This is a genomic window from Acinetobacter sp. UBA1297 (genome assembly GCF_002307755.1).
GTDB lineage: Bacteria > Pseudomonadota > Gammaproteobacteria > Pseudomonadales > Moraxellaceae > Acinetobacter > Acinetobacter radioresistens.
The window spans coordinates 111,525-124,989 of sequence record NZ_DBUF01000013.1; the positions used below are offsets into that span (position 1 = coordinate 111,525).

Sequence of the window (13,465 nt, forward strand, 5' to 3'; positions counted from 1 at the left end):
TAATTTCATGCCAAGATGTAAACAGCACGTTGAAAAGCATGAGAGCAATGGATAGCGCATGGAGATAATTTCATCCCGGCAAGATGTAGGTATTCCAGGGGTATATGGCCTGTTATTGCTAGATGTGGTGTCACGCTGGGGCTATAGCGCAGAGACTTTATTTGCCCCCTTTCATTTTAGTAGTGAACAGCTCGCACACCCGGAATACCGTATTCCAACTCCTCTTGCCAACGAACTGATAAAACATGCCTTAAAAATTACAGGCGAGCGATCTTTAGGCTACCATCTTGGTACCCAAATGCGAATTTCAATTCATGGCTTTATTGGCTATGCAATCATGACAGCCAGTAATATATCTGAAGCCCTGGTTCTTGCTGCACGTTTTATTCAACTTCGTATGCCCTTTCTACAGCTTTATTTTTCTACTTTTGGTGATAAGGCAACCCTGCAATTACAGTGTGACATACAACTTGAACCTTTAAGGACCGAAATTATTCTTGCCCTGACTATTGGTATTATCAGTATGGCCAAGGCTATTACTGGCATTAATAACCTTGAAGGAAAAATTGATTTTGATTTTGCCAAGCCTGAAGGATTTGACCGCTATTTAGCCAAAATGCCTTCACATCATTTCCGTTTTAATCAGCCACACATACTTTCCAGCTTTGATAAAAAATTTCTAGGTTTACAAATGGTTAATGCTGACCCAATTGCCAGTCAAATCGCAATTAACCAGTGTGAAGCTGAACTTTCTGCTTTGGGTGAACGCCGACGTCTGGCTATGCGAGTGCGTGATATCCTCACTCATTCAGAACAGCACTATCTTAGTATAGAAAGCGTGGCCGATCGGTTGCATATGTCAGACCGTACCTTAAAACGCCAACTGGCTGCTGAAGGCACCTCTTTTTCTAGTCTGGTTGATGAAGTGCGCTACCGGCATGCTACATCACTTCTCTCACGGACTGATTATACCCTTGAACAGATTGCCGACGAGCTGGGCTATTCTGACGTTGCCAATTTTAGCCGCGCCTTTAAGCGCTGGAGCGGCCGCAGTCCTAGTAATTGGCGTAAAGATCCGTATTTATAGACTTTAGTTTTTAAACAAAAACCTGTATAACACAAAGCAAAAATGCTTTAAAACTTTTTGAGGAATCGGCATGAATCATCCTTCGGAACTGAAGTATGCAAGTACACATGAATGGGTAAAAATTGTAGGTGATCTTGTGGTTACCGGTATTTCCGACCACGCTCAAGATGCTTTAGGTGACTTGGTCTATGTAGAAATGCCAGAGGTTGGCAGTCAGATTACAGCAGGTGCACAGGCTGGTGTGGTCGAATCCGTAAAAACTGCTTCTGATATTCATGCACCAGTTTCAGGCACAGTTGTAGAAATCAATTGTGCACTTGAAGATGATCCAGACTTTATCAATGAAGATCCGTATGGTAAGGGATGGATCTATAAAATTCGTCCAGATAATATGCAAGATGTAGACACATTACTTTCTAATACAGCTTATGAAGCTGGACTTTAAAAATTAATTTCATCAGCTTCTTTTACATAGCTTGAGATTCACTCATACACTGTAGAAGAAGCTGTTTTTGTATTTATATATCATATGTAGCTTAATCGCTATTTCTCATAATCTTGCTTTAGTTCATCGTCTCTATACAATTTACATACTTTCACTTATAATTTACAGGTTATATGACTTTATGACGTATTTACTTTTTATTTATCTCCCTCTTTTCCTATTATAAAAAATATCAATTTCTCTGCGTCTCAAGTCATGCTCTCCCGGTTATTATAGGTTTATCATGGCATCCATAGACTCCTCTCGGTTATGGAATAAGTTCTTTATTTTTTGCTTATTCAATAACATGTTTTTGTTCATATTTTATTTCGCACAAACTGCAGTACTACCCGTTTATATTATAAGTGACCTGAATGGTACTGTAGCTCAGGCTGGTTTAGCCATGACTCTATTTATGGTCTCTTCTATTGTAGTGCGACCATTTAGTGGCTTAATCATTGAAAAATTTGGCAAGAAAAAGACCTTTTTAGTCTCTGAGCTGATTTTTTGTCTTTTTTCATTCGCTTATCTTCTGGCAGACAATCTTAGTGTTCTGCTGGTTATCCGTTTTCTGCATGGTATCTGGTTTAGTATTCTTACTACGGTTTGTGTACCGATTGCCAATGACTTCATTCCAGAAAAACGTAAAGGCGAAGGCATGGGCTATTTTATTATGTCAATAAACTTGGGGCTGGTGCTGGGTCCACTTTTAGGGCTTAGCTTGATTCAACCATTAGGCTACACTACCGTCGCGCTGATTTTAGCAACCATTATTTGTCTAGGCTTTGCTTTCTGCCTGCTTATCCCCATTCGCGAAATTAAAAAATTACCTGAAGTTACTGAGAAAAAGAAAATCAGCTTACAGGATTTTGTTGAAAAACGTGCCTTACCTGCTTCCCTGATGGTTATGCTCCTGGCATTAGGTTACTCTAGTATCATGTCTTATATTTCAACTTTTGCTGAAACTAAAGGCTTACTCAGCTCTGCTGGATTGTTTTTTGTAGTATTTGCTGTGGCTATGATGAGTATTCGTCCATTTACTGGCCGACTATATGACATTAAAGGCCCAAATATCATTATTTATCCATCTATCATTCTTTTTATTATCGGTTTGATACTTCTTAGCCAGATTGAAACTTTAACCGGTCTAATGATCAGTGCAATATTTATCGGTATGGGTTTCGGCTCACTTCAGCCCTGTTTACAAACTTTGGCAATCCAGCGTTCGCCTAGATATCGTATTGGCCATACGACTTCAACCTTCTTTACTTTATATGATACAGGGATAGCATTAGGGGCTGTATTACTGGGCTATGTAGTTGCATTGTACAGCTATACGGTGATGTACCTGCTTTGTGCTTTTATTATCGCTTTAAGCTTGATATTTTATAAGTTTGTTGTAGACAGACAGAAACCCCTACAATCCTAAATTTACAGATATAGCCCGTATTCTTGAAGTATACGGGCCCCTGCTCTTATTTATATTTTATACTACACATTCATAGCGCATCTGCTCTGCAACAGAAAGCAACAAGGCAGATGTCTTATCCCATCCCAAGCAACCGTCTGTGACTGACTGACCATATATCATATTACAGGAGATTGCTTGGTTTCCATCTACAAGATGGCTTTCCAGCATTACTCCTCGTACATCAGTTTCACTACGCTCAGCAATAATCTGCTGGAGTACTGAGGTCTGTAATAAAGGATTTTTAGAACTGTTGCCATGACTGCAATCAATAACTAAAGGCGGAAGCACAGCTTTGTGACGGGCACGTATCCGTTCAATTGATGCAAGGTCATAATTAGGGCCTGAATTTGCACCACGTAATATCAAATGTGCTAACTTGTTACCCAGACTGTTTAACATACAAGGTAAGCCATTTTGGCTCATGCCCATGAACTGATGGGAGTTTCTGGCTGACTGTATCGCATCTAGAGCGATCTGAATTGAACCATCGGTACCATTTTTAAAACCAATGCTGTACGGCATATGGCTGGATATTTCTCGATGAATTTGTGATTCGCTGGTTCGTGCGCCAATGGCTCCCCAAGCCAATAGGTCATCAAAATATGCCGTAGCCATCGGGTTTAAAATTTCGCTTGCAATAGGCAAACCCATACTGATGAGTTGCAGATATAAAGCTCTAGATTGCTCCAGGCCTGACTGCAAGTCTGAAGAACCATTTAAATATGGATCATATAAAAACCCTTTCCAGCCGACCGTAGTACGAGGTTTCTCAATATAAGCGCGCATGACCAGAAAAATCTGGTCTGAAATTTTAGTTTGGAGCTGTTTTAATTTTTGGGCATATTCGAGTGCAGCAACCGGATCATGAATAGAACAAGGTCCTGTAATTACCATAAGACGAGAGTCTTCGCCTGAAAGAATATTTTGTATAGTTGTACGATGCTCAGCAACTTGCCGGGCTAATGCAGGAGATAAAGAATATTGTGCTTTTAATTGATGAGGCAGGCTTAAAGTTTTTTCTGTTGTAGCCGATTGGTTTAAAGCAGTATTGAGAGCATTCATTGGTTATTCCTCTGGACTGTTTATTTCAGTCCGATGATTTATTTGAGCGTAAGGGATCTAAGCGATTGCATGTGCTGGCCAAAATAAAACCAATAAAAATTGCCAAAATAAGTAAAGTTAAATGTATACATGAGGGAAGCTCCATAATTATCAATCTATAAGACATAAAAAAACCTGATCAGGTTTGCCGATCAGGTTTTAATTTTGATGGGCAACCTTTATTTGCCCGAACACGTTCAGGCAATCATTTAAACTGCCAGAAATAATAATATGCGTTCATAAGTTCAGGTTGCTTTAACATCTTGTACCAATGTTTGAGAAAATATCTATTTTCTAAAATACGCGTACATTGTTTCTTTGACAAGAACTTAAACTAAAAAAATTATTTATTATTAAATAAACTTCTATTTATGATTAAGATTTAATGAATAAAATCTAGATAAAACAATTGTTAAACTCTATAAGGAAAAATTTTTAGCCTGTTTAGCGACAACATGCACTTATATAATTATTGCCTAAATTACAAACTACATAATTCAATTATGTATTGCATAACTTTTTGTTTTGAGTATCATTGAAACAAATGGGATGTAGTCTGTAATTTATCTAAGGCATGGAAATAAGCAATAGAATTAATTATGGGACATTCTGAAAATTTCACTAAAAATTTTAACTCTGTAACAGGCTCGGATGCTTAAGAGTAGAAAAACATATTTGAGTATTTCTATATTTCCAATCCGAATTCATGTTCAGAATTAAAAATAATTTCAGGTAGAAGGCAAAAGCTGAACAGGCTTTTGAACACAACAAGAGGAAGTTGTATGAACGTTTTAGAAAATCCTTTAGAACTCTGCGGATTTGCTTTCATTGAATTCGTATCGAAGGATGGTGAACTAGATCAGGTGTTTCAAACGATTGGTTTTACTAAAGTAGCCCGCCACAAGTCTAAGAATGTTTATTTATGGCGCCAAGGCAATATCAATATTATTTTAAACTATCAGCCAGAATCATACGCATCTTATTTCTTTAATGAGCATGGCCCTTCTGCCTGTGCTATGGGTTTTAAAACTAAAGATGCTGCAAAGGCTTATAAAAAGGCGCTTGAGCTGGGCGCTGAACCAATGCTAAACAAGGTAGGTCCAATGGAACTGAATATCCCGGCGATTAAAGGGATTGGTGGTATGCCAATTTTCCTGATTGATCGGGATATTTACCAGAGTGACTTTGAGTTCCTAGAAGGTGTAGATGCAAATCCGGTTGGAACTGGTCTAAATGAAATTGATCATTTGACCCATAATGTTTATAAAGGCCGTATGGAATACTGGGCTAATTTCTATGAAAAGATTTTCAACTTCCAGGAAATCCGCTATTTCGATATTAAAGGCGAATACACTGGCTTAACATCAAAAGCCCTGACTGCTCCAGATGGCATGATTCGTATTCCATTAAATGAAGACAGTGATAAAGGAAATGGCCAGATTGCCGAATTCCTGGCTGACTTTAATGGTGAAGGTATCCAGCATATTGCATTCATCACAGATGATCTGGTTTCGACTTGGGATAAGCTACATGACTTAGGAGCCAAGTTCATGACGGCGCCACCAGAAACCTATTATGAAATGCTGCCTGAGCGTTTACCAAATCATGGTGAACCAACAGAAGAGCTGAAAAAACGTGGCATTTTACTAGATGGTAATACTAAAGACGGCGAAAAACGTCTTCTACTTCAAATCTTTTCTGAGAATATGATCGGACCAGTCTTCTTTGAATTTATTCAGCGTAAAGATGATGACGGCTTTGGTGAAGGCAACTTTAAAGCCCTGTTTGAATCAATTGAGCGCGATCAAATTAAACGCGGTGTACTCAGTATAACTGATTAATTTATAATTCCTATGTTTAGAAAATGCAGGAGTTTTCCCCTGCATTTTTTGATATTTTTATAAAATAAAAAGGCGCTCTAATAGCGCCTTCTTGTTTTTAACCAGTTAGTTATCTTTCACGGATGTACTGGTTAATTGATTCGGCCATCTGCTTTAAAAATATAATTTTTTCATGGTTCGCTTGAATGGGCAGCATATCTTCACTATCAATTACCACAATACAAAACTCGATAGCATTGTAAGTATTAAAAATAGGTAAACCAACTGCGTTAATCCCGGTCAGAAGATCACCTTGTGCCACCGACATTTTTTGTGCCTGTATCTGATTCTTTAATATTAAGAACTCTTCCCAATTTTTAGGGGAAAGTGTTTTATTTGATGAGGTATGTTTTTTCCACTCTTCTTCCATAAGTGGCCGCACCAGATGTTCAGGCAAGTAAGACGCATAGATCCGGCCCGCAGCAGAGTTGACTAATGGCATGATTGAGCCTACACGCGTCACGATCGATACCGGATGCAACGATTCAATTGACTGGACAACCAGAGGGCCCCGCGGCGACCATTTACTAATCTGAATACTTGAACCGATTTTGCCCTGCATTTCATAAATCTGGCTTTGAACCAGTTGCAAGGTGTCCGTATGCTGGATACAACGTAAACCTAGACGCCATGCCTGTTCACCAAGGCCATACTGGCCATCTTCAAGCTGTCTGGCATAATTCATGCGTATCAGACTGGCCAGATAACGGTGGACTTTAGCAGGATGCATGCCGAGTTTGTGTGAAAGGTCTTTCAGCATGATGGGGTTATTATGTTCTACCAGTGAATTGAATACGTGTAGTCCTATTTCTAGAGACTGAACACCACCAGAGACCTTTTCTTCACTCATGTTTTAACCCTTTTCATCCTTTTTAAATATCCGTCTTCGCTCGTCTATTCCGGTTTTTCATGCTGAGACTTTAGCAAGTTTCAGCCTGCCTGATCATAGAGAGTTCATTATTTTTTAGCAATCACCAAGCCCGACAAAGCTGGAAAAAACTGAAAAATATAGTTTTCTTCTTTAAAGCTGAATGTTTTAGCTCATCACAGACTTGGCCAAAAGAAAAAATTTTAGCGTTGAGTAACTTTTCTCATGTCATATAAAGATACAGGCTCAATGGCAATTAGAATAAAATTTATGAATAATTTTTATTTATTAAAACAATAACTTATTTTTATATAATGACTAACCCAACAATATAACTAGACTTTTCAGTCAAAAATTTAAAAAATCGGCTATGTTCTCAAGGTTTAAATTATGTTATACGTAATTAAGTATAAAATTATTACGAATACGAAAAACACAAGGAAGAAAGGATCATATGGATAATCCTCAACAAGGTGATTTAAACGCAGGTTTAAAGAATCGTCATATTCAGCTGATTGCTCTTGGAGGAGCAATCGGTACCGGTCTATTTCTGGGAATTTCTCAAACAATTAAAATGGCCGGCCCCTCAGTTATTCTGGGCTATGCAATAGCAGGACTGATTGCTTTCCTGATGATGCGCCAGTTAGGTGAAATGATTGTAGAAGAACCGGTAAGCGGTTCATTTAGCCATTTTGCTTACAAGTACTGGGGAAAATTCGCAGGATTTATGTCTGGGTGGAATTACTGGGTACTGAACGTACTGGTGTGTATGGCAGAACTCAGTGCAATTGGTCTTTATATCCACTACTGGTGGCCTGAAATTCCAACCTGGATAACCGCCTTAGGCTTTTTTATTCTGATCAACGGCATTAACCTGCTTCATGTCAAATTTTTTGGTGAAATGGAATTCTGGCTCGCTATTATCAAGGTGGTGGCGATCATTTGTATGATCGGTTTCGGTAGCTATCTGCTCACTACCGGTAGCGCAGGACCACAATCGACCATCAGCAATCTTTGGGCACTAGGTGGTTTTTTTCCGAACGGCATCAGTGGTCTGGTTATGGCCATGGCTGTAATCATGTTTGCTTTTGGTGGTATTGAACTTGTCGGTATTGCTGCAGCAGAAACGCACGAACCCGGGAAAACCTTGCCTAAAGCTATTAACCAGATTGTCTACCGTATCCTAATTTTTTATATCGGTACTCTCGTAGTAATTTTATCGCTATTTCCATGGAACAAAATGGCCGAAGGCGGCAGTCCGTTTGTGCTGATTTTTGATTCTCTTAACAGTCAGGGAGTTGCGACTGTACTGAATTTTGTAGTACTGACAGCAGCAGTTTCTGTTTATAACAGTACCAGTTACTGTACCAGTCGCATGCTGCTCGGTCTGGCCAAACAGGGTAATGCACCTGAGTTTTTGAGTAAAATTAACAAAAATGGTATTCCGGTGCCGGCCGTACTAATCTCTGCTTTTGTTACCCTGCTCTGTGTACTGCTCAATTACATGTTTCCAGAGAAAGCGTTTAGTCTGCTGATGATGCTGGTTGTTGCTGCGATCGTTATTAACTGGATGGTCATTTTTATCACTCACTTAAAATTCCGCAAACAGATGATACGTGAAAACAAAACCACGCAATTTCCAAGTTTGGCTTATCCATTCACAAACTATCTCTGTATAGTCTTTATGATTGGTATTTTAGGCATTATGATAATGACGCCAGATATGCGTATTGCAGTTATGATGATCCCAGGATGGCTGTTGTGCCTGCTGATCGCCTATCAGATTAAAAAGCGCAAGGCACTTCAACGTCATAATATGGTTCTGGAAACTGATACCTGAGCCAGTAAATCCCCTCCAGAACATGGATGATGGGCTGGAGCAGTTTTTAACAGAGTACAGTTAGAAGGCTGTACGACTTAAGGAAGTAATTGAATGTTTGAGCATGTAAATCCTTATCCGGGTGATCCGATTCTGTCTCTAATGGAAGAGTTCAATACGGATACCCGTACAGACAAGGTAAACCTGAGTATTGGACTTTATTATAATGAAGATAGTATTGTGCCACAGCTCGAAGCCGTTAAAACAGCGTACAAACATATTGCCAAGCTAAACGATACGACCAAACTGTACCTGCCAATGGAGGGTTTCAAACCTTACCGTGAAGCTATTCAAAACTTGCTGTTTACTGAAAACAGTCCGGCTCGAGCTCAGGGACGTGTTGCTACAATTCAAACATTAGGCGGATCAGGCGCTCTTAAAGTGGGTGCAGATTTTCTTAAGAAATACTTTCCTGAGTCTGAAATATGGGTAAGTAATCCAACTTGGGATAATCATGTAGCCATCTTCAATGGTGCAAGTATCAACACACATTACTATCCATATTTTGATGCTGAAACTCGTGGTGTGGACTTTGCGGGTATGCTAGATACCTTAAAGCAACTGCCAGAACAAAGTATCGTATTATTGCATCCATGCTGTCATAACCCGACTGGCGCCGATCTTGTTCCTGCACAGTGGGATCAGGTGATTGAAGTATTGAAAACAGGAAACTTGATTCCGTTTTTGGACATCGCCTATCAGGGCTTTGGCCACGGCATGCAAGAAGATGCTTATCTGATCCGTGCACTGGATCAGGCAGGAATGAACTTTATTGTCAGCAATTCATTCTCCAAGATTTTCTCGCTATATGGTGAACGTGTTGGCGGACTTTCCTTTGTCTGTGACGACCAAGAAACAGCTCAGCGCGTTCTGGGCCAGCTCAAGGCTACCGTTCGCCGTATTTACTCTAGCCCCCCTACAACGGGTGCATTACTGGTTGAAAATGTGCTCAATGATGAAGAACTACACTCCCTTTGGCTGACTGAAGTTGAAGGTATGCGTACCCGTATCCAAAAAATGCGTCAGATTCTAAAAGATGAATTAAGTCGCGCATTACCAGATCAAGACTTTAACTACTTGGTAAACCAGAACGGTATGTTTAGTTATACCGGATTGACTGCTGAACAGGTCGATCTGCTTAAGGAAAAATACGGTATTTATCTGGTTCGAAGCGGACGTATGTGTGTTGCAGGTCTAAACCAGAAAAATATTTATTATGTGGCTGAAGCAATGGCTGCTGTTTTGAAAAAGAGTTTAGCCACTGTTTAATTTCAAATAAATAAAAAACCGGGAAAGTTCCCGGTTTTTTATTTTTTAGATTATAAAGTTTAGGTTTGCCTGAAATTAAAAATGAATCACTGTACGGATAGATTTACCCTCATGCAGTAAATCAAAAGCTTCATTAATTTTACTCAAAGGTAAATTATGCGTGATGAATGGATCAATTTTAATTTCACCACGCATTGCCTGCTGTACCATACCTGGTAGCTGGGTACGCCCCTTGACGCCACCAAAAGCCGAACCACGCCATACCCGGCCTGTTACCAGCTGGAATGGACGGGTACGTATTTCTTGACCGGCGCCGGCAACACCAATAATGACTGACTCGCCCCAGCCTTTATGGCAGCATTCCAGTGCAGCACGCATGATGTCTACGTTACCAATACATTCAAAGCTATAGTCAACTCCTCCATCAGTCATCTCAACAATGACTTCCTGGATAGGCTTGCTATAGTCTTTCGGATTGACAACATCAGTAGCGCCCATTTCCTGAGCCAGTGCAAACTTGTCCGGATTAATATCAATTGCAATAATACGGCCAGCTTTGGCTTGCACTGCACCCTGAATAGCTGCCAGTCCAATTGCACCTAAACCGAAAATCGCGACAGTCGCACCTTCTTCAACTTTTGCCGTATTATGTACTGCACCGATTCCTGTCGTTACACCACATCCGAGCAGGCACATTTTTTCAAGTGGGGCTTCCGGATCAATTTTAGCAAGAGAGATTTCTGCTACTACAGTGTATTCACTGAATGTAGACGTACCCATATAATGATAAATAGGCTCACCATTATAAGAAAAGCGGGTCGTACCATCCGGCATTAAGCCTTTACCTTGAGTTGCACGAACTGCCTGGCACAGGTTAGTTTTGCCTGAAGTACAGAATTTGCACTTGCCACATTCTGCAGTATAGAGCGGAATAACATGATCACCGGGCTTCACCGAAGTAACCCCTTCTCCGACCTCAATTACAATACCGCCACCTTCATGCCCTAGAACCGCTGGAAAAACGCCTTCCGGATCTTCACCTGATAAAGTAAAAGCATCAGTATGGCATACACCAGTGTGTGTAATTTTAACCAGTACTTCACCAGCTTTTGGCGGAGCAACATCTATTTCAACAATTTCCAGGGGCTGACCTGGCCCAAATGCGACTGCTGCACGTGATTTCATTACATTTTCATCCTGTAATCTGTAAGGCTGACTGAAAAATTAATACCTAACAGTAACTCTAATACGCTAAAACATTCAAGTATTTACTCAGGCATGATGTTATCTTAAATGTGAAAGAGATACGTGACACATAATTAAAATGCAATTAGATAATCATCTGAAAGGTATAATTATTGGTATGACATTGACGGGTTTAACTGGCTGTGAGCTCCCTCCCAATATCTCGGAATATACGGAGCATAAACATACGCCTTCTCGCCCCTGGATTAATGATGATGCTAAAGACGAAAAAATCCGACAGGGACTCACTGCCTATTTGGCCATGGAAGATGCATTTAGTAGTATAGCATCACGTATCCACCTGATTCGTAATGCAAAAAATACTTTAGAATTACAGTATTATATCTGGAATAATGATTTTATTGGGCACCTGATGTTTGCTGAACTCCTAAGAGCAGCTGATCGTGGTGTAAAAATAAAGCTTTTAATTGATGATCAGAATGGTACACAGCTCGACCCGACCTTAAAAGTACTCAGTCTGCATCCAAATTTTGAAATTAAAATATTTAATCCTTACAAATACCGGCATTTGCGGGTATTGGACTATTTTTTTCGCATGAAATATGTCAATCAGCGTATGCATAATAAACTTATTATTGCTGATGGAGTCATGGCCGTAACAGGTGGACGGAATATTAGCCGCGAATACTTTGATGCGAGTCAGGAATTCCAGTTTACCGACATGGACATTCTGTTTTCTGGTAAAGCTGTTGAGCAGGCTAACCAAGTATTTGCAGAATTTTGGCTGCATGAATTGAGCTACTCATCACAACAGCTGCTCGGTTTCGGTACGGTTGACCAGTTAATTGCATTACGTAAAGAATATGACCTGATTGAAAATTCTCGCAACCCGACGGAAGAACGGATTTCTCAGGCTCAGGAACTGATTAACCAATATTTGCAGGAACGCCCGATCAACTGGGCCAAAGCATATTTTGTAGCAGACTCTCCCAAGAAAATTAAAGGACTAGCAACTGGCAATGAACTGATTTATAACCAGATGATTTCTATATTGGGTGAGCCTAAAAACCATCTTGAACTGGTTTCAGCTTATTTTGTACCTACAGAAATCGGCCAGAAGTACCTTTCTAATATTTCTAAAAATGGAATTAATGTCAGAATTCTAACCAATTCTCTGCCAGCCAATGATGTTGCTTTGGTCCATGCCTTTTACGGAAAGTACCGTAAAAGTCTGCTTGAACATGGTGTACAGCTTTATGAATTTAAGCCTTATCAGGAGCGAAAGCGTCGTACCTGGTATGAAGTCGCTACCGGTAACGTAATACCCTCTAAGGGCAAGAACAGTTCCAGTTTGCATGCTAAATTTTTTGATGTAGACGGCAAGGTTTTTATTGGCTCATTCAATTTTGATCCACGTTCAGTTAATCTGAATACAGAAGTAGGCTTGGTTATTGAATCTGAAGCTTTACAAAAACAGATTACATTAAATCTCGACAAGCACCTTCCCCAGATTGCTTATAAGCTCAAATTAGATCAAAAAGGTAACATTGTCTGGTTAGAACAGAAAAAGGACGGCAAAGTGGTAGAACATCAGAATGAACCCGGGACTAGCCGTTTTCAGCGCTTCATGATGGATACTGTCTCAAGACTGCCTATTGAATGGATGATGTAAGTCTGATTTTCAAAATTTGCATTTATATACTGTAAAAGTTGTGCCTGACGACCTGATCTTTTAAGATGGCCACTTTTACAGTTCACATCTCCCCGTAATGCAATTTTTTGATTTAAGCCGGCAATTTAATTTAAATGATATTTTAACGCCCAAGAAAACTCTGGATGACTTAGGTGGACAGGAATGGTTCCTGAGCAAAATCCGTGTGGAATATGACTGCCTGGCTTCTGACAGTAATATTCTTGAAGGTCAGGCTATTTTAAAATCCAGTGAAAATATCCAGATTGAGCTAGAGTGGGTAATTGTCGATACAGGTTATGAGCTGCAAATACTTTTTAAAGGTATTGAAGACTATCGCAATGAACACGTTATAGTGACAGTTAAAGGCGCCCAGCTTGTAGAACTTTCTGGAGAACCATTAACCAGTCAGGCTTTGGCATTATGGATTGAGGGGACTTTACTGATAAAGCTCCCTCATATTCGCCGTGAAATTAAAAGCCGGTTAAATCTATGGGACTATATAGAATATCAGGATTAACCTGATTAAT

The 13,465-nt window shown here is 39.8% G+C and carries 11 protein-coding genes; 8 read left to right on the forward strand and 3 right to left on the reverse strand.

Annotated elements, in window-relative coordinates; all coding sequences use genetic code 11:
- The first annotated feature begins 58 nt into the window (after window positions 1–58).
- From B3R63_RS05970 to B3R63_RS05980, 3 genes are all read left to right on the forward strand, one after another.
- On the forward strand, window positions 59–1,087 hold the full coding sequence (locus B3R63_RS05970; protein WP_286729125.1) for an AraC family transcriptional regulator: 1,029 nt from the start codon (window positions 59–61) through the stop codon (window positions 1,085–1,087).
- A gap of 70 nt (window positions 1,088–1,157) precedes the next feature.
- Window positions 1,158–1,532, forward strand: coding sequence for a glycine cleavage system protein GcvH (gcvH, locus tag B3R63_RS05975; RefSeq protein WP_286729127.1), 375 nt, complete (start codon window positions 1,158–1,160; stop codon window positions 1,530–1,532).
- A 283-nt stretch (window positions 1,533–1,815) separates the two neighbouring features.
- Window positions 1,816–3,000: an MFS transporter gene (locus B3R63_RS05980; protein WP_286729129.1), complete on the forward strand. Its 1,185-nt coding sequence runs from the start codon at window positions 1,816–1,818 to the stop codon at window positions 2,998–3,000.
- Window positions 3,001–3,057: 57 nt separating this feature from the next.
- Here B3R63_RS05980 and B3R63_RS05985 read toward each other — a convergent pair whose 3' ends face one another.
- Entirely contained in the window at window positions 3,058–4,104 is a 1,047-nt protein-coding gene (locus B3R63_RS05985) for a 3-deoxy-7-phosphoheptulonate synthase (RefSeq protein WP_286729130.1), read from the reverse strand.
- A gap of 821 nt (window positions 4,105–4,925) precedes the next feature.
- Between B3R63_RS05985 and hppD the strand changes: the two genes are divergently transcribed.
- Window positions 4,926–5,984, forward strand: coding sequence for a 4-hydroxyphenylpyruvate dioxygenase (gene hppD, locus B3R63_RS05990; RefSeq protein WP_286729131.1), 1,059 nt, complete (start codon window positions 4,926–4,928; stop codon window positions 5,982–5,984).
- Window positions 5,985–6,093: 109 nt separating this feature from the next.
- On the opposite strand, the gene B3R63_RS05995 is transcribed toward hppD, so the two are convergent.
- Window positions 6,094–6,873, reverse strand: a complete 780-nt coding sequence (locus tag B3R63_RS05995; RefSeq protein WP_005014399.1) for an IclR family transcriptional regulator — start codon at window positions 6,871–6,873, stop codon at window positions 6,094–6,096.
- Between the two features lie 472 nt (window positions 6,874–7,345).
- Between B3R63_RS05995 and B3R63_RS06000 the strand changes: the two genes are divergently transcribed.
- Both B3R63_RS06000 and B3R63_RS06005 read left to right on the forward strand, forming a co-directional pair.
- On the forward strand, window positions 7,346–8,731 hold the full coding sequence (locus tag B3R63_RS06000) for an amino acid permease (RefSeq protein ID WP_034683855.1): 1,386 nt from the start codon (window positions 7,346–7,348) through the stop codon (window positions 8,729–8,731).
- 93 nt (window positions 8,732–8,824) lie between these two features.
- Window positions 8,825–10,039 carry an aromatic amino acid transaminase gene (locus B3R63_RS06005; protein ID WP_286729132.1) on the forward strand — a complete coding sequence of 405 codons (1,215 nt, stop codon included), beginning with the start codon at window positions 8,825–8,827 and terminating at the stop codon, window positions 10,037–10,039.
- A 75-nt stretch (window positions 10,040–10,114) separates the two neighbouring features.
- Here B3R63_RS06005 and B3R63_RS06010 read toward each other — a convergent pair whose 3' ends face one another.
- On the reverse strand, window positions 10,115–11,224 hold the full coding sequence (locus B3R63_RS06010) for an S-(hydroxymethyl)glutathione dehydrogenase/class III alcohol dehydrogenase (protein WP_286729134.1): 1,110 nt from the start codon (window positions 11,222–11,224) through the stop codon (window positions 10,115–10,117).
- 139 nt (window positions 11,225–11,363) lie between these two features.
- Between B3R63_RS06010 and B3R63_RS06015 the strand changes: the two genes are divergently transcribed.
- Window positions 11,364–12,917 carry a phospholipase D family protein gene (locus B3R63_RS06015; protein ID WP_005405592.1) on the forward strand — a complete coding sequence of 518 codons (1,554 nt, stop codon included), beginning with the start codon at window positions 11,364–11,366 and terminating at the stop codon, window positions 12,915–12,917.
- A 97-nt stretch (window positions 12,918–13,014) separates the two neighbouring features.
- The gene (locus B3R63_RS06020; protein WP_005025807.1) at window positions 13,015–13,455 is read left to right on the forward strand and encodes a hypothetical protein; all 441 of its coding nucleotides are present in this window, start codon (window positions 13,015–13,017) and stop codon (window positions 13,453–13,455) included.
- Window positions 13,456–13,465: the final 10 nt, after the last annotated feature.

What these genes read in the sequence shown, in the direction of transcription:
- gcvH (WP_286729127.1), top strand. Translation starts at nt 1,158, where the DNA reads ATGAATCATCCTTCGGAACTGAAGTATGCAAGTACACATGAATGGGTA.
- B3R63_RS06020 (WP_005025807.1), top strand. Translation starts at nt 13,015, where the DNA reads ATGCAATTTTTTGATTTAAGCCGGCAATTTAATTTAAATGATATTTTA.
- B3R63_RS06000 (WP_034683855.1), top strand. Translation starts at nt 7,346, where the DNA reads ATGGATAATCCTCAACAAGGTGATTTAAACGCAGGTTTAAAGAATCGT.
- B3R63_RS05995 (WP_005014399.1), bottom strand. Translation starts at nt 6,873, where the DNA reads ATGAGTGAAGAAAAGGTCTCTGGTGGTGTTCAGTCTCTAGAAATAGGA.
- B3R63_RS06010 (WP_286729134.1), bottom strand. Translation starts at nt 11,224, where the DNA reads ATGAAATCACGTGCAGCAGTCGCATTTGGGCCAGGTCAGCCCCTGGAA.
- B3R63_RS06005 (WP_286729132.1), top strand. Translation starts at nt 8,825, where the DNA reads ATGTTTGAGCATGTAAATCCTTATCCGGGTGATCCGATTCTGTCTCTA.
- B3R63_RS05980 (WP_286729129.1), top strand. Translation starts at nt 1,816, where the DNA reads ATGGCATCCATAGACTCCTCTCGGTTATGGAATAAGTTCTTTATTTTT.
- B3R63_RS06015 (WP_005405592.1), top strand. Translation starts at nt 11,364, where the DNA reads ATGCAATTAGATAATCATCTGAAAGGTATAATTATTGGTATGACATTG.
- B3R63_RS05985 (WP_286729130.1), bottom strand. Translation starts at nt 4,104, where the DNA reads ATGAATGCTCTCAATACTGCTTTAAACCAATCGGCTACAACAGAAAAA.
- hppD (WP_286729131.1), top strand. Translation starts at nt 4,926, where the DNA reads ATGAACGTTTTAGAAAATCCTTTAGAACTCTGCGGATTTGCTTTCATT.
- B3R63_RS05970 (WP_286729125.1), top strand. Translation starts at nt 59, where the DNA reads ATGGAGATAATTTCATCCCGGCAAGATGTAGGTATTCCAGGGGTATAT.